Source organism: Micromonospora auratinigra (genome assembly GCF_900089595.1).
GTDB lineage: Bacteria > Actinomycetota > Actinomycetes > Mycobacteriales > Micromonosporaceae > Micromonospora > Micromonospora auratinigra.
In genome coordinates this window covers 5,489,681-5,507,759 of sequence record NZ_LT594323.1, presented here as the reverse complement: position 1 = coordinate 5,507,759, position 18,079 = coordinate 5,489,681, and the positions used below count along the sequence as shown (strand labels likewise).

The 18,079-nt window shown below is 73.9% G+C and carries 19 protein-coding genes; 8 read left to right on the top strand and 11 right to left on the bottom strand.

Going from position 1 to position 18,079, the window contains the following annotated elements; translation table 11 throughout:
- Positions 1-11: 11 nt before the first annotated feature.
- From serC to GA0070611_RS24995, 3 genes are all read left to right on the top strand, one after another.
- Positions 12-1,139, top strand: a complete 1,128-nt coding sequence (serC, locus tag GA0070611_RS25005) for a phosphoserine transaminase (protein WP_091669150.1) — start codon at positions 12-14, stop codon at positions 1,137-1,139.
- A gap of 190 nt (positions 1,140-1,329) precedes the next feature.
- Positions 1,330-2,415 (top strand): septation protein SepH, encoded by a 1,086-nt coding sequence (gene sepH / locus GA0070611_RS25000; protein WP_091669146.1) that lies wholly within the window; start codon positions 1,330-1,332, stop codon positions 2,413-2,415.
- Between the two features lie 59 nt (positions 2,416-2,474).
- A complete protein-coding gene (locus GA0070611_RS24995) occupies positions 2,475-3,461 on the top strand; it encodes an aldo/keto reductase (protein ID WP_091669142.1) in 987 nt (328 codons plus the stop codon).
- A gap of 159 nt (positions 3,462-3,620) precedes the next feature.
- On the opposite strand, the gene thpR is transcribed toward GA0070611_RS24995, so the two are convergent.
- From thpR to GA0070611_RS24970, 5 genes are all read right to left on the bottom strand, one after another.
- Positions 3,621-4,199, bottom strand: a complete 579-nt coding sequence (thpR, locus tag GA0070611_RS24990; RefSeq protein ID WP_091669138.1) for an RNA 2',3'-cyclic phosphodiesterase — start codon at positions 4,197-4,199, stop codon at positions 3,621-3,623.
- 3 nt (positions 4,200-4,202) lie between these two features.
- Entirely contained in the window at positions 4,203-4,712 is a 510-nt protein-coding gene (locus tag GA0070611_RS24985) for a hypothetical protein (protein WP_091669134.1), read from the bottom strand.
- 111 nt (positions 4,713-4,823) lie between these two features.
- Positions 4,824-6,110, bottom strand: coding sequence for an MFS transporter (locus GA0070611_RS24980; protein ID WP_091669130.1), 1,287 nt, complete (start codon positions 6,108-6,110; stop codon positions 4,824-4,826).
- A 72-nt stretch (positions 6,111-6,182) separates the two neighbouring features.
- Positions 6,183-6,632 (bottom strand): MarR family winged helix-turn-helix transcriptional regulator, encoded by a 450-nt coding sequence (locus tag GA0070611_RS24975; RefSeq protein WP_197675791.1) that lies wholly within the window; start codon positions 6,630-6,632, stop codon positions 6,183-6,185.
- Positions 6,633-6,750: 118 nt separating this feature from the next.
- Entirely contained in the window at positions 6,751-8,232 is a 1,482-nt protein-coding gene (locus GA0070611_RS24970; protein ID WP_091669124.1) for an NCS2 family permease, read from the bottom strand.
- A gap of 97 nt (positions 8,233-8,329) precedes the next feature.
- Between GA0070611_RS24970 and GA0070611_RS24965 the strand changes: the two genes are divergently transcribed.
- The gene (locus GA0070611_RS24965) at positions 8,330-8,584 is read left to right on the top strand and encodes a DUF2530 domain-containing protein (RefSeq protein WP_091669121.1); all 255 of its coding nucleotides are present in this window, start codon (positions 8,330-8,332) and stop codon (positions 8,582-8,584) included.
- Positions 8,585-8,606: 22 nt separating this feature from the next.
- Here the strand turns inward: GA0070611_RS24965 and GA0070611_RS24960 are convergent, their stop codons facing one another.
- The gene (locus GA0070611_RS24960; RefSeq protein ID WP_091669117.1) at positions 8,607-9,446 is read right to left on the bottom strand and encodes a DUF3027 domain-containing protein; all 840 of its coding nucleotides are present in this window, start codon (positions 9,444-9,446) and stop codon (positions 8,607-8,609) included.
- Positions 9,447-9,533: 87 nt separating this feature from the next.
- Between GA0070611_RS24960 and GA0070611_RS24955 the strand changes: the two genes are divergently transcribed.
- Positions 9,534-11,171: an MFS transporter gene (locus GA0070611_RS24955; protein ID WP_091669115.1), complete on the top strand. Its 1,638-nt coding sequence runs from the start codon at positions 9,534-9,536 to the stop codon at positions 11,169-11,171.
- On the top strand, positions 11,168-11,818 hold the full coding sequence (locus GA0070611_RS24950; protein ID WP_091669111.1) for a futalosine hydrolase: 651 nt from the start codon (positions 11,168-11,170) through the stop codon (positions 11,816-11,818). Before GA0070611_RS24955 ends, GA0070611_RS24950 begins: the two co-directional genes overlap by 4 nt.
- On the opposite strand, the gene GA0070611_RS24945 is transcribed toward GA0070611_RS24950, so the two are convergent.
- Together GA0070611_RS24945 and GA0070611_RS32540 are read right to left on the bottom strand one after the other, a co-directional pair.
- The gene (locus tag GA0070611_RS24945; protein WP_091669107.1) at positions 11,790-12,248 is read right to left on the bottom strand and encodes a GNAT family N-acetyltransferase; all 459 of its coding nucleotides are present in this window, start codon (positions 12,246-12,248) and stop codon (positions 11,790-11,792) included. The genes GA0070611_RS24950 and GA0070611_RS24945 overlap by 29 nt on opposite strands.
- On the bottom strand, positions 12,245-12,652 hold the full coding sequence (locus tag GA0070611_RS32540) for a helix-turn-helix domain-containing protein (RefSeq protein ID WP_091669104.1): 408 nt from the start codon (positions 12,650-12,652) through the stop codon (positions 12,245-12,247). The genes GA0070611_RS24945 and GA0070611_RS32540 overlap by 4 nt, the downstream gene beginning before the upstream one ends.
- A 680-nt stretch (positions 12,653-13,332) precedes the next feature.
- On the opposite strand from GA0070611_RS32540, the gene GA0070611_RS24935 reads away from it, so the two are divergent.
- A complete protein-coding gene (locus GA0070611_RS24935) occupies positions 13,333-14,163 on the top strand; it encodes a 1,4-dihydroxy-6-naphthoate synthase (RefSeq protein ID WP_091673409.1) in 831 nt (276 codons plus the stop codon).
- Here GA0070611_RS24935 and GA0070611_RS24930 read toward each other — a convergent pair.
- Together GA0070611_RS24930 and GA0070611_RS24925 are read right to left on the bottom strand one after the other, a co-directional pair.
- The gene (locus tag GA0070611_RS24930) at positions 14,124-14,510 is read right to left on the bottom strand and encodes a cold-shock protein (protein ID WP_091669100.1); all 387 of its coding nucleotides are present in this window, start codon (positions 14,508-14,510) and stop codon (positions 14,124-14,126) included. The two genes, GA0070611_RS24935 and GA0070611_RS24930, sit on opposite strands and share 40 nt — an antisense overlap.
- Positions 14,511-14,541: 31 nt before the next feature.
- A complete protein-coding gene (locus tag GA0070611_RS24925) occupies positions 14,542-15,165 on the bottom strand; it encodes an HAD family hydrolase (RefSeq protein ID WP_091669096.1) in 624 nt (207 codons plus the stop codon).
- Between the two features lie 62 nt (positions 15,166-15,227).
- Between GA0070611_RS24925 and GA0070611_RS24920 the strand changes: the two genes are divergently transcribed.
- The gene (locus GA0070611_RS24920; protein WP_091669091.1) at positions 15,228-17,702 is read left to right on the top strand and encodes a helicase-associated domain-containing protein; all 2,475 of its coding nucleotides are present in this window, start codon (positions 15,228-15,230) and stop codon (positions 17,700-17,702) included.
- A 31-nt stretch (positions 17,703-17,733) separates the two neighbouring features.
- Here GA0070611_RS24920 and GA0070611_RS24915 read toward each other — a convergent pair whose 3' ends face one another.
- Complete coding sequence (locus tag GA0070611_RS24915; RefSeq protein WP_091669087.1) at positions 17,734-17,970, bottom strand: hypothetical protein; 237 nt, start codon at positions 17,968-17,970, stop codon at positions 17,734-17,736.
- Between the last annotated feature and the right edge of the window lie 109 nt (positions 17,971-18,079).

Below are 18,079 nucleotides of genomic sequence, written 5' to 3'. Positions count from 1 at the left end.
TCGAGACAACCGTGGCTGACGCACCGACCATCCGGATTCCCGACGACATCAGGCCCGCCGACGGACGCTTCGGCTGTGGGCCGTCCAAGGTCCGTCCGGCGGCCGTCTCCGCCCTCGCCGACGTGGCCACCAGCTACCTGGGCACCTCGCACCGGCAGAAGACCGTCCGCGACCAGGTCGCCCGGCTGCGGCGCGGCCTCGCCGAGTTCTTCTCCCTGCCCGAGGGCTACGAGGTCGTCATCGGCAACGGCGGCACCACCGCCTTCTGGGAGGTCGCCACCTTCGGCCTGGTCCGCGACCGGGCGCAGTTCGCCAGCTTCGGCGAGTTCGGCGCGAAGTTCGCCAAGTCGGTCAAGGACGCCCCGTTCCTCGGTGAGCCGACCGTCCGCAAGTCCGAGGCGGGCAGCGCGCCGGCCCTGGTCGCCGAGGCCGGGGTCGACGTCTACGCCACCCCGCACAACGAGACCTCCACCGGCGTGGCCGTGCCGATCAGCCGGGTCGCGGGCGCCGACGAGGGCTCGCTGCTGCTGGTCGACGCCACCTCCGGCGCCGGCGGGCTGGAGGTCAACGTCGGCGAGACCGACGTCTACTACTTCGCCCCGCAGAAGTGCTTCGGCTCCGACGGCGGCCTCTGGCTGGCCCTGATGTCGCCGGCCGCGCTGACCCGGGCCACCGAGATCAAGGAGTCGGGCCGCTACATCCCGGCCTTCCTCGACCTGGTCACCGCGATCGACAACTCGCGGCTGGAGCAGACCTACAACACGCCCGCGCTGGCCACCATCTTCCTGGCCGCCGAGCAGACCGACTGGATGAACTCGCAGGGCGGCCTGTCCTGGGCGGCCAAGCGCACCGCCGAGAGCGCCGGCATCGTGTACGGCTGGGCCGAGCGCTCGGCGTACGCCACCCCGTTCGTGACCGACCCGGCGCTGCGGTCCAACGTGGTCGCCACGATCGACTTCGCCGACGGGGTGGACGCCTCGGCGATCGCCAAGGCGCTGCGCGCCAACGGCATCGTCGACACCGAGCCCTACCGGAAGCTGGGCCGCAACCAGCTCCGGGTGGCGCTCTTCCCAGCGGTCGAGCCGGCCGACGTCGAGGCGCTCACCGCGTCCATCGACTACGTGGTCGAGCGACTCTGATCACCTCGTGACGGTGGGTGGTCGCCGGGGCTCCGACGACCACCCACCGTGATCATTGCCGCAGCTCAGTCGCAACATGCCGAGTGTCGCATCCCCCACCTGCGGGTAGATGAGCGTACGGTGGTCCGAGACGCCCGGGTGGCCGGCTCGTGGCGTGACACGGCCAGCGAAGCGGGACGGAGGCAAGCCCATGCGCCCAGTACGCTTCGTCGCCCTCTCCGAGGACGGCCAGGCTCTGGTGCTCGCCGACGAGGTCGGGCGCCTGCTGGCCCTCCCCATCGACGAGCGCATCGCCTCGGCGATGCACGCCGAGCCGGGGGCCGCTCCGCTCGCGGTGGTGCCCACCGCCGCGGACCCGACGCCCTCGCTCTCCCCCCGGGACATCCAGGCCAAGATCCGCTCCGGTGAGTCCGCCGAGGACGTCGCCCGGATCGCCGGCGTCCCGGTCGACCGCGTCCTGCGGTATGCGGGCCCGGTGCTCCAGGAGCGGGCCATGCTCGCCCAGCACGCCCGACGCACCCGGCTCAAGGGGGCGGAGAAGCCGACCCCGCTGGCCGAGGTGGTCAACGGGCGGCTGGCCCAGCACGGGATCGACACCGAGAAGATCTCCTGGGACGCGTACCGCCGCGACGACGGCACCTGGCGGATCATCGCCACCTGGCCGTCGGGCAAGGCGACCGCGCAGGCGGTCTGGGACCTCGACAAGACCCGGCAGAACGTCACCCCGCACGACGACATGGCGCAGTACCTGTGCGCCGAGCGCCCGACGCCGATCCTGGGCCAGGAGCCGCCACCCGAGCGGGGCCACGCGCTGCCCGGCCCGTCGCGCGGCGAGCCGAGCCGGGGCGGGCACGGCCTGCCGGCGGCGGGCGACCACGCGCGCCCGGGTCGGGACCCGATCCGCGCCGGCCGGGACGCCCTGCTGGCCTCCCTCGACCGGCCGCTCGGCGGCTCGTCCGGGCGGGGCCTGGAGAACCGTCCCGCGGCGGCACTGTCCGGCCAGGACGCGCCCCGGCAGCGGGCCGTCTCCGGTGGGGCGGCGGCACTGCTCGGTGGCGGGCAGGGTTCCGCCTTCGACGACGACTCGGACGCGCCCAAGGAAATCCCCGCCGTGCCGTCGCTGGCCGTGCTGCGGCCCCGGCGTACCGGCCCGGCACCGGCGGCTGCCGCTGCCGGCGGCGAGACGGCCGAGGCCGGCGGCAAGCCGCGCAAGCGCCTGCCGAGCTGGGACGACGTGCTCTTCGGCAGCGGCCCGGCGGCCCGCGAGTCCTCCTGACCGACGATCCACCCTGGCATCGTGAGGCACTCGAAGTGCACGCGTGCCAGGGTGGAGTCATGGAGTACACGAACCTGGGACGCACCGGCCTCTCGGTGAGCCGGCTCTGCCTCGGCACCATGAACTTCGGGCCGCAGACCGACGAGCCGGACAGCTTCGCCATCATGGACCGGGCGCTCGAACACGGCATCAACTTCTTCGACACCGCCAACGTGTACGGCTGGAAGACCGGTGAGGGCGTCACCGAGCAGATCATCGGCCGCTGGTTCGCGCAGGGCGGCGACCGCCGCGACAAGGTCGTGCTGGCCACCAAGGTGTACGGCAAGATGGGCGAGTGGCCCAACGACCAGGGCCTCAGCGCCCGGCACATCATCCGCGCCTGCGAGGACTCGCTGCGCCGCCTCCAGACCGACACCATCGACCTGTACCAGATGCACCACGTCTCCCGGACCACGCCGTGGGAGGAGATCTGGCAGGCGATGGAGACCCTGGTCGCCCAGGGCAAGGTCCTCTACGTCGGATCGTCCAACTTCGCCGGCTGGCACATCGCGCAGGCGCAGGCCGCGGCCGGCCGGCGCAACTTCCTCGGCCTCGTCTCCGAGCAGAGCATCTACAACCTGCTCACCCGGCACGTCGAGCTGGAGGTGATCCCGGCGGCGCAGCACTACGGGCTGGGCATCATCCCGTGGTCGCCGCTGCACGGCGGGCTGCTCTCCGGCATCATCCGCAAGATGGCCGAGGGCAGCGCGGCACGGGGCACCAGCGGCCGCGCGGCCGACGCGCTCGCCGAGCACCGGCCGACCATCGAGGCGTACGAGAAGCTCTGCGCCGACCTCGGCCACGACCCGGCCGACGTCTCGCTGGCCTGGCTGCTCTCCCGGCCCGGGGTGACCGCCCCGATCGTCGGCCCGCGCACCATGGACCAGCTCGACCGCAACCTGGGCGCCCTCGACGTCACCCTGGACGAGGCGACGCTGACGAAGCTCGACGAGCTCTTCCCGCCGGTCGGCAACGGCGGCCCCGGCCCCGAGGCCTGGGCCTGGTGACCTGACCCGCCCCACCCCCTCGGCCACCCCGCCACACCCCGTCCGTCCCCGGCTGCGTCGATCTTGCAGTTTGTGCCCCTCCTCGGTGGCTTTGTGCACTTTGCCGGGGCCACCAGTGCAAGATCGACCAGGCCGGAGGCGGGGAGGGTGGGGGTGGGGTCAGAGGGGCCAGGTGGCCAGGTGGTGGTAGGTGGGGCGGGGGGCGGGGTGGCTGCGGACCAGGACCAGTTGGTCGGCGGGCCAGTCCGGCCCCTCGTACCCGTGCAGGGTCTCCTGGTCGGCGCGGAGGTCGGCGTGGTCGAGGCGGTCGCCGGGGCGGGCGATGGTCAGGTGCGGGCGGAACGGCTTCTCGTCGTGCGGTAGGCGGGACCGGCGCAGGCCGACGCGGAGCAGCTCGACCAGGGCGGCCAGCGCCTCGACGTCACCCCGGACGTCCACCCAGAGCACGGTGGACCGGCCCCGGCCGAAGCTGCCGCCGCCACCCAGACGCAGCCGCGCGGAGCTGTCCCGGCCGTCCCGGTAGGTCTGCGCGGCGAGGCCGAGCGTGCTCTCCACCTCGACCAGCCGGTCCTCCGCGACGTCACCCAGGAAGGCGAGGGTGAGGTGCGCGTGGGCCGGGTCGGCCAGCCGTACCTTGGTGCCGGCGGCTGCCGCCGCGGCGATCCGGAGCCGGCCGACCTGGGCGGTCAGGTGGTCGACGGCCGCCCGGGGCGGGTGGACCGCGACAAAGAGCCGCACCGGTCAGCGGTGCCGCTGATGGTGCCCGGGTCGCGCGGCGGGCAGGGTGAGGCCGGCGGCGTGCAGCAGCCCCTCCACCCGGAGCCGTTCGATCTCCCGGTCGACGCCGTTCAGGTCGTCGAGGTGCTCGGGGATGCCCAGCGCGTGGCAGGCGGCCCGGAGCCGCTCGTCGTACGCGTCGATGACCGCGCCGTGCCACACCACCGAGCGGTCGGCGGCGGCGAGCCGGTGACCGCCGAGCCGGCGCAGGTCGGTGGCGAGCTGTTCCAGGGGTCGCCGGTCGATCCGGTCGAACGCGGTGAGGTCGATGTCGCGGGTGAGCGCGTCCGCCTCGATGGCCCGGTCGAGCCGGGCGATGGTGCGCCGCTCGCGGCGTTGCTCCCGCCACTCGGCCCAGCCGCAGACCACCCGGTCGAGGATCTCGTCGGCGCAGAAGAGCAGCGCGAACAGGACCGGCAGGCAGCAGACAGCGAGGATCGCCAGCATCAGCAGCAGTCCCCGTCCCACTCCCACGTATCGACGCTATGCCGTACGGTGGCCGCCCGCCACCCGGTTGCCGATATCCGGACGCGAATGAATGCGCGAGGACCGGTCCCCGAAAGCGGGAACCGGTCCTCGCGGCGGTCACTCCGCGCCGGGCGAGACCACGTAGAAGCGGGGCATCGGGAGCATCCGCAGCCGCAGTCGGGCACCGGAGCGGCGCAGCTGCCAGGTGAGCGCGAGCAGCGCGGCGGCCAGCGAGATCAGCCCGCCGATCCAGATGCTCGCCCCGGCGCCGAAGGTCTCGGCGACCCAGCCGATGATCGGCGCGCCGACCGGGTTGGTGCCGAGGAAGACCAGCACCCAGAGGGCCATCACCCGGCCCCGGAAGGCGGCGTCCACGCCGAGCTGGACCCGCTGGTTGGCGGCCTGGGCGAAGAAGACCATGAAGAACCCGGTCGGCAGCAGCAGCGTCACCACCAGCCAGTACGCCGGGGCGAGCCCGACCAGGGTGCCGAAGGTGGCGCAGCCGACGGCCGCGCCGAGGACCAGCCAGACCGAGGGGCGGCTGCGCCGCCCGGTGCCGGCCAGCGCGCCGACCAGCGCGCCGACCGCCAGCGCGGTGCTGAACAGGCCGAACGAGGCGGCTCCGGTCTTGAACACGGTCTTCGCGAGCGCGGCGAGGGTGAGCTGGAAGTTGAACAGGCTCATCCCGACCACCGACATCAGCGCCATCGGCAGCAGGATGTCGGGGCGACGCCAGACGTACCGGAGGCCGTCCACCACCCGGGCCTGGTCCCGCTCGCCGGCCGGCGGCAGGTCCTTGCGGTGCAGCTCGGCCGGGCGCATCCGGACCACGTTCACCAGCGGGGCGATCGAGCTGAGCGCGGTGAAGAGGAAGACCGGCCCGACGTCGAAGGCGGCGATGGCGAGACCGGCGACGGCCGGGCCGACGATCCGGGCGGAGTTGAACACGGCCGCGTTGAGCGAGAGCGCGTTGGGCAGCAGCGGGACGCCGACCAGCTCGGAGACGAACGCCTGCCGGACCGGGGTCTCCACCGCGTTGGCGACCCCGAGCAGGGCGGCGAACGCGAAGACGTGCCAGAGCTGCACCAGCCCGGTGAGCACCAGCACCGCCATCACCAGGGCCAACACGGTCCAGAACGCGTTGGCGACGAAGAGCAGCAGCCGCTTGTCGTACCGGTCGGCGAGGCGACCGGAGAGCAGGGTGAGCAGCAGGACGGGGGTGAACTGGAGCGCGGTGACCACACCGAGCGCGGTGGCGGAGTTGTCGCTCAGCTCGAGGACGAGCCAGTCCTGGGCGATGAACATCATCCAGACGCCGATCAACTTGATCAGCTGCCCGGTGGCGAAGAGTCGGTAGTTGCGGACTCGTAGGGACTGGAACATCGTGCTCAGCTTCGCCTGCACTCTAGGTGCGCCTCCTCGATCACGTACGCCTCATCCACAACGGACGAAGCGGACCGCGGGACGCGGTGCCGGTCAGGCGCGAGCGATGCCCTGGAGGATCTCGGCGGCCCGCCGCAGCGTGTCGCGTTCCTCCTCGGTCAACGCGGCCAGCCGGTCGGCCAGCCACGAGTTCCGGGCCCGCTCGAACTGTTCGAGCACGGACCGTCCCCCCTCGGTCGCCGCGAGGATGACCTGCCGGCCGTCGGTCGGGTGGGGGGTGCGCTGCACGAGGCCGCGCTCCTCCAGCTTCGCGACGATCTTGGTCATCGTCGGCGGCTGCACCCGCTCGACGTCGGCCAGCTCTCGTGGTGTCAGGGCGCCCGCCAGCTTGAGGCTGGTGAGCGCGGAGAGCTGGGTGACCGTGAGGTCACCGACCGGCCGGGCCTGTCGGACCCGCCGGTTGAGCCGGGTGATCGCATCACGCAGCTGAGGGGCCAGCTGCGCCGGTGGCACGCGTTTCGCCGTCACCGTCCGCTCCGTCACAGTAGTTAGCTTAACTAATGAGCCTGGCTAACGAGATGCGATATGAGCAGGCTCACGAGGAGGTTTGTCCTGGTCCCGGCCGGGGTAACCGGATCGACACCCCGGCCGGGCCGGCGGATCAGAGCACCACGGCCTCGATCGGGCCGCGCAGGAAGTAGAGGACGAAGAGCAGCGCCACCCCGTACAACAGGGGGTGGATCTCCCGGGCCTTGCCCTTCGCCAGCTTCACCACGACGTAGCTGATGATGCCCGCGCCGATGCCGTTGGAGATCGAGTAGGTGAACGGCATCAGCACGATGGTGAGGAACGCCGGGACGGCGATCTCGTAGTCGGCCCAGTCGATCGTCCGCACCGCGGTCATCATCAGGAAGCCGACCACCACCAGCGCCGTCGACGCGGCCTCGAACGGCACCACCACCGACAGCGGCGCCAGGAACATGGCCAGCAGGAACAGGCCGCCGGTGACCAGGTTGGCCACCCCGGTCCGGGCACCCTCCGCGACCCCGGCCGCACTCTCGATGTACGACGTGTTGCTGGAGACGCTCGCCGCGCCACCGGCCGCCGCGGCGATCGAGTCGACCAGCAGGATCTCCCGGGCCCGGGGCGGGGTGCCCCGCTCGTCGAGCATGTCCCCCTCCTGGCCGATTGCGACCATCGTGCCCATCGTGTCGAAGAAGTCTGTAATCAACAGCGTGAAGACGAACATCAGCGGGACCAGCCAGCCCACCCGGCTCCACGAGCCCAGCACGTCGAAGTGACCGAGCAGCGACAGGTCGGGCAGGTCGACGATCTTCTTGGGCAGGGTCGGCACGTTCAGCGCCCAGCCCTTCGGATTCGGCTTCCCGTCGACGAAGGACGGGCCGATGTGCCCGACCGCCTCCACCACGATCGCCAGCACCGTGGAGGCGAGGATGCCGATCAGGATCGCGCCCCGGACCCGGCGTACCACCAGCACGATGGTGAGCAGCAGGCCCACCACGAAGACCAGCATCGGCCAGCTGACGATCTTGCCGTTGATGCCCAGCCCCACCGGCACGGTGGTGTTCGCCGCGTCCGGCACCCGCCGGACGAAGCCGGCGTCCACCAGGCCGATGATGGTCAGGAAGAGGCCGATCCCGACGCCGATCGCCGTCTTCAGATGGGTCGGCACCGAACGGAACACCGCGGTACGCAGCCCGGTGAGCACCAGGATGCCGATCAGCACACCCTCGATCACCACCAGACCCATCGCGTCCGCCCAGGTCATCTCCGGAGCGATCTCGAACGCGACCAGCGCGTTCACGCCCAGACCCGCGGCCAGTGCCATCGGGAAGCGGGCCACCACGCCCATCAGGATGGTCATCAGCCCGGCCACCAGCGCGGTGGCGGCGGCGAGCGCCGGGATCGCCAGCTTGCGCCCGTCGCCGTCGACGGCGCTGCCCAGGATCAGGGGGTTCAACACCACGATGTACGCCATCGTGAAGAAGGTGGCCAGGCCACCTCGGACCTCCCGGCTCGGGTGCGAGCCCCGGGCGGAGATCTCGAAGAAGCGGTCGAAGGCGCTCCGGGGACGAGCGGGATCGACGGGAGTGCCGTGGTCCGGCGGCGGCGCAATGGCCATCAGGTCCTCGCATGGATCATCGATGATCGACCGGCTGTCGCGCGCATCGTCCCAGATCACCGACGGGCAGGGAAGGACGATCGCGTACCCTGGGCGCGTGCCTCAGGAGCAACCGCCGCGGCCCGAGCCGCTCGACCCGCCGATGGTGCCGTTCGCCCTCGCCGGCCTGGTCGCCTGGGCGGTGGCCGGCCTGGTGCTGCTGATCTTCTTCGGCGACTGGCTCACCGAGCACGGACACCGCAACTGGCTCTGGACCTGTCTGGCCGGCTTCCTCTGGGGCTTCCCCGGGCTGGCCACGATGCTGCGGCACGACGCCAACCGGCGCCGTCGCCGCGCCGCCCGGCAGGCCTGAACCGGCCCGTCGGGGTCGATCGTCAGGGGTGGCCGTACGGCTCCGCCGGCTCGGCCGCCTCGACCGAACCCGGGGCCCGGCTGACCGACATCGCCTCGACGGCGCTGTCGTCGTAGACCGTGGGCAGCTCGTCGACCGGGCTCTCGGCGGTCTCGACCAGCGTCTCGGAGTGCGCGCCGCAGCCGTGGTCGGCGCTCACCACCCGGCCGTCGTCCGGCGCGTAGAAGTTGCCGCACGCGCCGAAGGACTGCCGCAGCGCGCCGGCCAGCGGCAGGTAGAAGCCACAGGTGCCGCAGCGGGCGGCGGCCGGCGCGGCCGTCGAGATCGGCGCGGCGGGGCCGTGGTCGCCGTCGTACCAGCGCTGGGCGGCGTCGGCGCGCCCCTCCCGGGAGAGCACCCGGGGCCGGCCCAGACCCAGCTCCCAGGCCGTCTCCTCGACGGCCGGGTCGTCGGAGAGCAGGTAACCGGGGGCCAGCCGCTCGTCGTCCGCCGGGGTGGGCAGCAGGTCGCCGGGGCCCAGGTCGCCCGGCTTGAGCCGCTCCTGCCACGGCACCCAGCCGGGGGCCTGCAGCGCGTCCGGCCCGGGCAGCAGCACCGTCTCGCAGATCGTCACGGCCCGGCTGCGCGGCACCCGGGTCACCGTGACGGCCCAGCGCCAGCCCCGGTAACCGGCCATCCGGCAGTCGAAGTAGTGCGTGACGACCCGGTCGCCCTCCGCGACGGCCTGGAGGTGGTCGCCGACATCGGCCGGGTCCACCTCGGTGACGGCTGCGCGGGCCACCTCGACGGCGGCGGCGCAGACCTGGTCGAGCCGGGGAGCGCGGGCGGAGGCAGGCCTGGTCACCGGACCATTGTTCCCCATGCCCGGGGTCGACCGACAGGCACTCCCCGGAGTTGTTCTCCGCCGCTGGTGCGACAGGGGTGGAGCGGATGGGCGAGGATGGGAGGCATGCCGCTGTCCTCCCGCTCCGGCCGATCCGTCCTCGGGCGGACCGTCGGCACCGGCATCCGTGCCACTCGCCTGCTGTTGCGCGGTTCGCTGCGGGGCAGCCGCTGGGTGACCCGGCGGGCCGGGTCGGCCCGGGCCCGCAGCGCCGGCAACGAGGCCGGCATGGTCCGCCTCTTCGACCTGCACGCCCTCTCGTGCGCCGGGGACACCCTGATCGCCATCGGGCTGGCCGGGACGATCTTCTTCGACGTGCCGCTCGGCGAGGCGCGGAACAAGGTCGCCCTCTACCTGCTGGTCACGATGGTGCCGTTCGCCATGCTCGCGCCGGTCGTGGGCCCGCTGCTCGACCACTTCCGGCACGGCCGCCGGTACGCGCTGGCCACCACCATGCTCGGCCGGGCCTTCCTGGCCTGGCTGATCTCCGACTACATCGGCGGCTTCGGGCTCTATCCGGCCGCGTTCGGGGTGCTGGCGCTCTCCCGCGCGTACGGGGTGGCCCGCTCCGCGGCGGTGCCCCGGCTGCTGCCCGAGGGGCTGGGCCTGTCCCAGGTGGGCGCGCGGGCGAGCGTCTACGGCACGGTGGCGGGCGCGCTGGCCGCCCCCCTCGGTCTGGCCGCGTTCTGGTTCGGGCCGCAGTGGCCGCTGCGGGTGGCGTCGTTGATCTTCCTGATCGGCATGGTCGTCTCGTTGCGCCTGCCACCGAAGGCCGACTCGGAACCGCCGGAACGGGTGCCGCGCCCGCTGCGGGCGTTGCGCCGCCGCGACGGCGAGCGGCCGCTCGGCCGGGGCCGTCCCGCCGGCCGGCTGGTGATCGCCACCCTGGTCGGTGCGGCGGCGCTGCGCGGCCTCTACGGCTTTCTGCTGCTCTTCCTCGCCTTCGCGATCAAGTCCGGCGACCTGACCACCGACTTCTTCGGCCGTACGCTCGGCGCGCAGGCCGCGCTGGGTGTGGTCGGCGGTGGGCTCGCGGTGGGTGGTTTCCTGGCCACCGCGGTCGGCACCCGGCTGCGCATCCACCGCCCGACCGGCATCCAGTCCAGCGGCACGATCATCGTGGCCGGGGTGGCGGTGCTCGCCGCGTTGAAGTTCTCGCTGCCGATGGTGGTCCTGCTCTGCGTGGTCACCGCCCTGATCAGCGGGGTCGCCAAGCTGGCGGTCGACGCGTCGATCCAGGAGCGCATCCCGGAGCGGCTGCGGGCCAGTTCCTTCGCCCACTCGGAGACCGCGCTGATGCTCGCCTTCGTGGCCGGCGGCGGCCTCGGACTGGTCCCCTTCACCGGCCGGGTGGGCGTGGCCGTCGCCGCCTGCGTGGCCGCCCTGGTGGCCGCCCGGGGCGTGCTGGTGGCCGGTCGGCTGCGCCGCGAGCACCTGCTGGGCCGCCCGCTGGGCGACGACGAACTGGCCGCCGAGCCGGTCGACGACTTCGCCGACCCGGCGCCCACCTCGCCCGCGCCCGCCCCCGGCGCCACTCCGACCACCGGACCGGACGACGCCCCCACCCCGGGCGCCGGGCCGGACCCGGACGACGACGGGCTGGCCCCGCCCGGGTTCCACATCTACCGCCCGTCCTCGTCCGTCAGCGGCCTGGGCGGAGCGGACGAGGAGAACCGCCGGGAGCCCCGGGGGCCGCTCGCGTGAGCGCCCTGCTGGTGGTGACCGCCGTACCGGCGGAGGCGGAGGCGATCCGCGCGGGCCTGGCCGAGCCGGCGGTGACGGTCGCCCCGGTCGGCGTGGGCCCCGCCGTCGCCGGTGCCGCCACGGCCCGCCTGCTGGCGCTCGCCGAGGCCGCCGGCCGGCCCTACCGGGCGGTGGTCAGCGCGGGCATTGCCGGCGGCTTCGTCGACCGGGTGCCGGTCGGCGGCACCGTGCTGGCCAGCCGGAGCGTCGCCGCGGACCTGGGTGCCGAGTCACCCGACGGTTTCCTGCCGATCGAGGAGCTGGGCATGTCGGCGGAGCTGCTGGGCGTCGGCAGCGTCGTACCCGCCGATCCCGACCTGCTGGCCGCGCTGCGGACCGCCCTGCCGGACGCCGTCGTCGGCACGGTGCTCACGGTCGGCACGGTGACCGGCACGGCCGGGAGCACCGCGGCCCTCGCCGCCCGGCACCCCGACGCCGTGGCCGAGGCGATGGAGGGGTACGGCGTGGCCGTCGCCGCCACCCAGGCCGGCCTCCCCTTCGCCGAGCTGCGCACGGTCTCCAATCCGATCGGCCCCCGGGACCGGGGCGCCTGGCGGATGCGGGAGGCGTTCGCCGCCCTCACCACCGCCGCGTCCGCCCTGCGCTGAGCGGCCCGTCCCACCGCAGCGCGTTCGCCTGGACGGCCTCGACCCGGAACCCGCAGGCGACCAGGAACCGTCCCTCGAATCCGACGATCGCGTGGACCGAGCGAATCTCCGAACGCTCCATCTCCGCCCACAGAGCCTCGACGAGCCGCCGCCCGATGCCCAGGAGGCGGTACGGCCCGGCGACCAGCACTCCGTCGAGCACCATCTCGCGGCGATCTCGACAGAACGGACCCTCCCCCGACAGCAGGTGGACGCTTCGTTCGTGCGCGCGCAGCTCACCGACCAGTTCGCCGTCGGGCAGCTCCGCCACGAATCGCCAGGAGCTCGACGGCAGTACCGGGTCGACGAAGCGCCGCACCGCGTAGCTCTGTCGCACCCGCTCGCGGTCTCGCTGGCGGTCCCGTTCGTCGCGGTCGAGCCGGAACGTCACCGCCGGCAACGCGGGCCATCGCCCTGGGGGGGGATCGAGTACCACTGGGCCCACCAGGCACCCGGCCAGTCCCGTGGCTCGCGCACCTCGCGGGCGTCCAGGTGCGCCGGGCAGTGCCGCCCTGCCGCATCCCGTAGCTCCTCCTGGCGAGCCGGAGCCAGCGCCCGGGCCGGCGACCGATCCGGAGCCGCGGGACCGGAGAGGGTGATCCGGCCGGCCGCGGCGACGACGAGTCGCTCGACGGTGCGGAACCGGGGATCGGTGGACCGCCCCGACTCTATCCGCGCGATCGTCGCCTGCGGCACACCGGACCTCTCGGCCAGCTGCCGCTGGCTCAGGTCCGCCGACCGGCGCAACGCCCGCAGCGCGACACCGAGATCGATGGGAGGTCGAGGGGCGGTCATCGGCCCATCGTCGGCCTGCCGGGCAGCCCACTCAACCGGGCGATTTCCACCTGTGGAAAAGGTTGTGGAAAACAGGCGCGCCTGGGGACGGACGGGTGCTCCGCGGGCCCTGCAAACTTGATGACGTCAACGACTCGGGCCATCCCACCGATGTCGCGCCCCACCCAGCCCGGCCCACCCGGCCCGGCCCCACGACGCCTGCTCCCGGCACCTCACCCGGCAACACTCCCCACCCGGCACGCTGTCCTCCGCCAGCCGGCACCCGCCAGCCGACACCAGGCAGCCGCCAGCCGACACCAGGCAGCTGGCACCAGGCACCAGGCACCAGGCACCAGGCACCTGCCAGCCGACACCAGGCAGCCGGCAACCCACCCGACACCCGACACCTGCCAGCCGACACCAGGCAGCCGGCACCAGGCACCCTGTCCTCCGCCTCCCGACGGCCGGCGCACCCCGACCGGCCGCCGAATCGTCTACGTCATCAAGTTTGTAGGCAGCCAACAGGAGATCGCGGACCGGCGCGGGCCGGCCTGGCGGGAGACGCGACGACCGGGCCGGGGGATCAACGGCATGGCCGGACCAGACCAGGCCACGGCCACGGCCCGGACCAGGACTCGGACCCGCTGAATGATCAAGATGGGGTGGCGGGGGGTCGGGGCGGCGGGGATACGGTGGAGGGCGTGGCGCTCTCCCTGGCGATTTCTCCCTGCCCCAACGACACCTTCGTCTTCGACGCCCTCGTGCACGGGCGGGTGCCGGGGGCACCGCCGGTCGAGGTGACCTACGCGGACGTGGACGTGACCAACACGGCGGCCGAGCGGGGGGCGTTCGACCTGGTCAAGGTGAGCTACGCGGCGCTGCCGTGGCTGCTCGACGACTACGACCTGCTGCCCTGCGGCGGGGCACTGGGGCGCGGCTGCGGGCCGCTGGTGCTGACCAGGGGCGACCGGGCCGACCTGACCGGCGCCACGGTGGCGGTACCGGGTGAGCGGACCACCGCGTACCTGCTGTTCCGGCTCTGGGCCGCGGGGCAGACGCCGGAGCGGATCGAGGTGGTGCCGTTCCACGAGATCATGCCCGGCGTGGCGGCCGGCCGGTACGACGCCGGGCTGGTGATCCACGAGGCGCGCTTCACCTACCCGCGGCACGGGCTGACCGCCCTGGTCGACCTGGGCGAGTGGTGGGAGGGCGACACCGGGCTGCCGATCCCGCTCGGCGCGATCCTGGCCCGCAAGGGCGCGGTGGACCCGGTCGAGGCGGCCGCCTGGGTCCGCGAGTCGGTACGCCAGGCGTGGGCCGACCCGGAGGCCAGCCGGGAGTACGTGCTGCGCCACGCGCAGGAGATGGAGCCCGACGTGGTGGACCGGCACATCGCCCTCTACGTCAACGAGTTCACCGCCGACCTGGGAGAGGCCGGGTTCGCCGCCGTGGAGGCGCTGCTGGGCCGGGCCGCCGACGCCGGGCTCGTCCCTCAGACCTCCAGCTCGCGCGCGACCGCGTGGACCAGCTGAGCGATCTTCTGCGCGGTCTTCTTGTCGGGGAAGCGGCCCCGGCGCAGGTCCGGCTGCACCTTCGCCTCCAGTACCTTGATCATGTCCTCGACCAGGCCGTGCAGCTCCTCGGCCGGCCGCCGGCGCAGCTCCGCCACGGACGGCGGCGCCTCCAGCAGCTTCACGCCCATCGCCTGAGCGCCCCGCCGGCTGTCGACCACACTGAAATCGACCCGCTGGCCGCCCTTCAGGTCGGTGACACCCGCCGGTAGCGCCGCCTTGGGCAGGAACACGTCGCCACCCTCGTCGCTGGTGACGAACCCGTATCCCTTGGCCGCGTCATACCACTTCACTCGACCCGTCGGCACCTGAAAACCCCTGCTTCGTTCCGGAGACCCTCTACCCCGTCAAGGCTATCCGGATGATCTGGTCGAGCGCCGCCGGGAATCGGGTGAGATCGTCGAGCACCGATCGGGCCCCGGCCTCGCGCAGCTCGTCGGCCGAGCACGGTCCGGTCGCCACTGCCACGCCTGGGATTCCCGCCGCGCGGGCCGCCGCCATGTCGGCCACGTGATCGCCCACGTAGAGGGTCGCGCCGTGCTCCCGCAGGGCGGTCGCCTTCTGCTCGGCGAAGAGGTCGCCGGCCAGCTCGTCGACCGCCAGCCCCAGGTGGTCCAGGTGCAGCTTGGCCAGCCGGCCCAGCTTCGCGGTGACCACCATGACCCGGCCGCCGCGCTCGTGCACCGCGGCCAGGGCCGCCGCCGCGCCCGGCATCGGGACCGCCGGGGTGATCGCGTACGCCGGGTAGAGCTCGCGGTAGAGCGTCACCGCGTCCTCGAGTTGCTCCGGCGGGAACCAGTACGCCAGCTCGGTGCGCAGCGGCGGCCCGAGCCGGGACACCGCCAGGTCGGCGTCGACCGGCACGCCCGTCCGCTCGGTCAGCGCGCGGAAGCAGGCGGCGATGCCGGGACGCGAGTCCACCAGGGTCATGTCGAAGTCGAAGCCGACCATCAGCGGGGGCATGCGCAGAACGTACCCGTTCCGAGGGGCGGGACCGGGCCCGTCCGGGCTAGCGTGGAACGACGATGACCACCTCACTCGCCGATCAGCTGCGGACGCTCCCCGACGAGTCCCTGGCCGCGCTCCTCCAGTTGCGGCCGGACCTCGTCGTGCCGGTGCCGGCCGACGTCTCCGCGCTCGCCATCCGCGCCCAGTCCCGGGTCTCGGTGGCCCGCGCCCTCGACGGGCTGGACCAGTTCACCCTGCTGATCCTGGACGCCGCCCGGCTCACCCGGGACCCGCAGCAGGGCGGCACCAGCACCGAGGCCGTCCTGGCGATGGCCACCGCCGGCCCGCACCCGCCCGCCCCGACCGCCGTCCGCGCCGCCGTCGACCGGCTCCGTGCGCTGTTCCTGCTGTACGGCCCCGAGCACGACCTGCACGTGGTGGGTGGCGTCGACGAGGTGTCCGCGTACCCGGCGGGGCTGGGGCGACCGGCGGCGGAGCTGGACCCGCGCACGGCGGCCCTCTGCGCGGACCCGGCGAAGCTGCGCCGCACGCTGCTCTCCGCGCCGCCCTCGGCCCGCGCGATCCTGGAGCGGCTCGCCGCCGGACCGCCGGTCGGCAGCGTGCCCCCGGGCGCGCTCCAGGCCCCCGCCACCGGAGCGGAGGACGAACTCCCGCCGGACCTGGTCAACGGGGGCGCGCCCACCGGGTCCCCGATCCGTTGGCTGGTCGAGCACCGGCTGCTGGTGCGGATGTCCGGCGGGAAGGGCGGCGCGGGCACGGTGGAACTGCCCCGCGAGGTGGGGCTGCTGCTGCGCCGGGACAGCGGCCCGCTCGGCCCGCTGCGGACCAGCCCACCGGTGGTGGCAGCGCCGCCCCGGGAGGTGAAGTCGGTCGACTCGGCCGGGGCCGGGCAGACGATGGAGCTGGTCCGGCACACCGAGGCGCTGCTGGAGAGCCTGAGCGAGGAGCCGGCCCCGGTGCTGCGTTCCGGCGGGGTGGGCGTACGCGACCTGCGCCGGCTGGCCCGCAACCTCGGCCTGGACGACGGCACCGCCGCGCTGGTCTTCGAGGTGGCGTACGCGGCCGGACTCGTCGGCGAGCTGGACCTGACCGGGTCCAGCCACGCCCGGTACGGCGGTGACCAGCAGGTCCTGCCCACCGGCGGGTACGAGGTGTGGCGGGCCGCCTCGCTCGCCCAGCGCTGGGAGCAGCTGGCCCGGGCCTGGCTGACGATGACCCGCCAGGTGGGCCTGGTCGGGCAGCGCGACGACCGGGACCGGCCGATCTCGGTGCTCTCGGCCGAGGCGGAACGGGCCGGCGCGCCGGCCGCCCGCCGCGCGGTGCTCGCCGTGCTGGCCGACCTGGCCCCGGCGACCGCCCCCACCCCGGACGAGGTGCTGGAGCTGCTCGACTGGCGGGCGCCCCGGCGGGCCCGGGGCCGGGAGGCCGCGCACCGCGAGGTGCTCGCCGAGGCGGCGCAGCTCGGGGTGACCGGGCTGGGCGCGCTCACCTCGTACGGGCGGCTGCTGCTGGCCGAGGTGACCGAGGCCGACGAGCGGGCCGACGACCCGCTCGGGTTGCACTCCGACGCCGAGTCGGGCGAGCCGTCCACCGCCGTCCGGGCGCTGGACGCGCTGCTGCCCGCCCCGGTCGACCATTTCCTGGTGCAGGCCGACCTGAGCGTGGTGGTGCCCGGGCCGCCCGACCCGGCGCTCGCCGCCGAGCTGGAGGTGGTGGCGGAGCACGAGTCGGCCGGTGGGGCGAGCGTGCACCGGGTCACCACGGCGAGCGTGCGGCGCGCCCTGGACGCCGGCTACTCGGCCGACGACCTGCACAGCCTGTTCCGCCGCCGGTCCCGCACCCCGGTGCCGCAGGGGCTGTCGTACCTGGTGGACGACGTGGCACGCAAGCACGGCGGGCTGCGGGTCGGCTCGGCCGGCGGGTACGTGCGCAGCGACGACGAGGCGCTGCTGACCGAGGTGCAGTCGGACAAGCGGCTGGAGGCGCTGGCGTTCCGCCGGCTCGCCCCGACGGTGCTGGTCACCCCGTACCAGGTGCAGCGGATGCTGACCGCGCTGCGCGACGCCGGCTACGCGCCCGTACCCGAGGATGCCACCGGCTCGGCGGTGCTGGCCCGGCCGAAGACCCGCCGGGCCCCCGCCCGGGGGCCGGCGGCCGGCCGCAGCCTGGACCCGCTGGCGACGCCGAGGCTGCCGCTGCCCCGGCTGCTCGGGGTGGTGGAGCAGATCCGGCGCGGCGACGCGGCGGCCCGGGCGGCCCGGCGGGCCCCGGCGGTGGTCCGGGGCAGCGCGACGGGCGGCGGTCCGGCGCCCGCGCACACCCACAACGACGCCCTCGCGGTGCTCCAGCAGGCGGTGCGGGACAAGGCGCTGGTCTGGGTCGGCTACGTCGACGCGCACGGGGCGACCGCGTCCCGGCTGGTCCGGCCGGTGTCGATCGGCGCGGGCTACCTGCGGGCCGAGGACGAACGCACCGAGATGCTGCACACCTTCGCCCTGCACCGGATCACCGCCGCGGTGCTGGAGGACTGACCGGTTGCCGATCCGCGGTTACGGGTGCGCCTCAGCGCCCGTCGCCGCGGATCGCGCCGATCACCGAGACGATCAGCAGCAGCCCGAAGCCCGCGCCGGCCGACTCGCCGACCGAGTCGACGAAGCCCTGCCGCTGCACGAGCAGGCCGAACAGGAACCAGCCGAACAGACCGGCGGCGGCGGTCGCGTAGAAGACCAGGACCACGGTGGAGACCTGCTGCCCGGTCGCCCGATCGTCGTCGGGAAGCACCTCGTGATCGACGCTCATGCCCGCCCTCCCCGCGCACCCGGAGCCGGGTTCCAGGGTGACACCGCACCACCGGGCGGGAAAAGGGGATAAAACCCTGATCTCTGCGGGCGGCTCAGCCGCCCGGGCC

Coding starts and splice junctions, on each gene's coding strand:
- sepH (WP_091669146.1), top strand. CDS start 1,330: ATGCGCCCAGTACGCTTCGTCGCCCTCTCCGAGGACGGCCAGGCTCTG.
- GA0070611_RS24920 (WP_091669091.1), top strand. CDS start 15,228: ATGACCACCTCACTCGCCGATCAGCTGCGGACGCTCCCCGACGAGTCC.
- GA0070611_RS24915 (WP_091669087.1), bottom strand. CDS start 17,970: ATGAGCGTCGATCACGAGGTGCTTCCCGACGACGATCGGGCGACCGGG.
- GA0070611_RS24925 (WP_091669096.1), bottom strand. CDS start 15,165: ATGCCCCCGCTGATGGTCGGCTTCGACTTCGACATGACCCTGGTGGAC.
- GA0070611_RS24995 (WP_091669142.1), top strand. CDS start 2,475: ATGGAGTACACGAACCTGGGACGCACCGGCCTCTCGGTGAGCCGGCTC.
- GA0070611_RS24970 (WP_091669124.1), bottom strand. CDS start 8,232: ATGGCCATTGCGCCGCCGCCGGACCACGGCACTCCCGTCGATCCCGCT.
- GA0070611_RS24960 (WP_091669117.1), bottom strand. CDS start 9,446: ATGGGGAACAATGGTCCGGTGACCAGGCCTGCCTCCGCCCGCGCTCCC.
- GA0070611_RS24955 (WP_091669115.1), top strand. CDS start 9,534: ATGCCGCTGTCCTCCCGCTCCGGCCGATCCGTCCTCGGGCGGACCGTC.
- GA0070611_RS32540 (WP_091669104.1), bottom strand. CDS start 12,652: ATGACCGCCCCTCGACCTCCCATCGATCTCGGTGTCGCGCTGCGGGCG.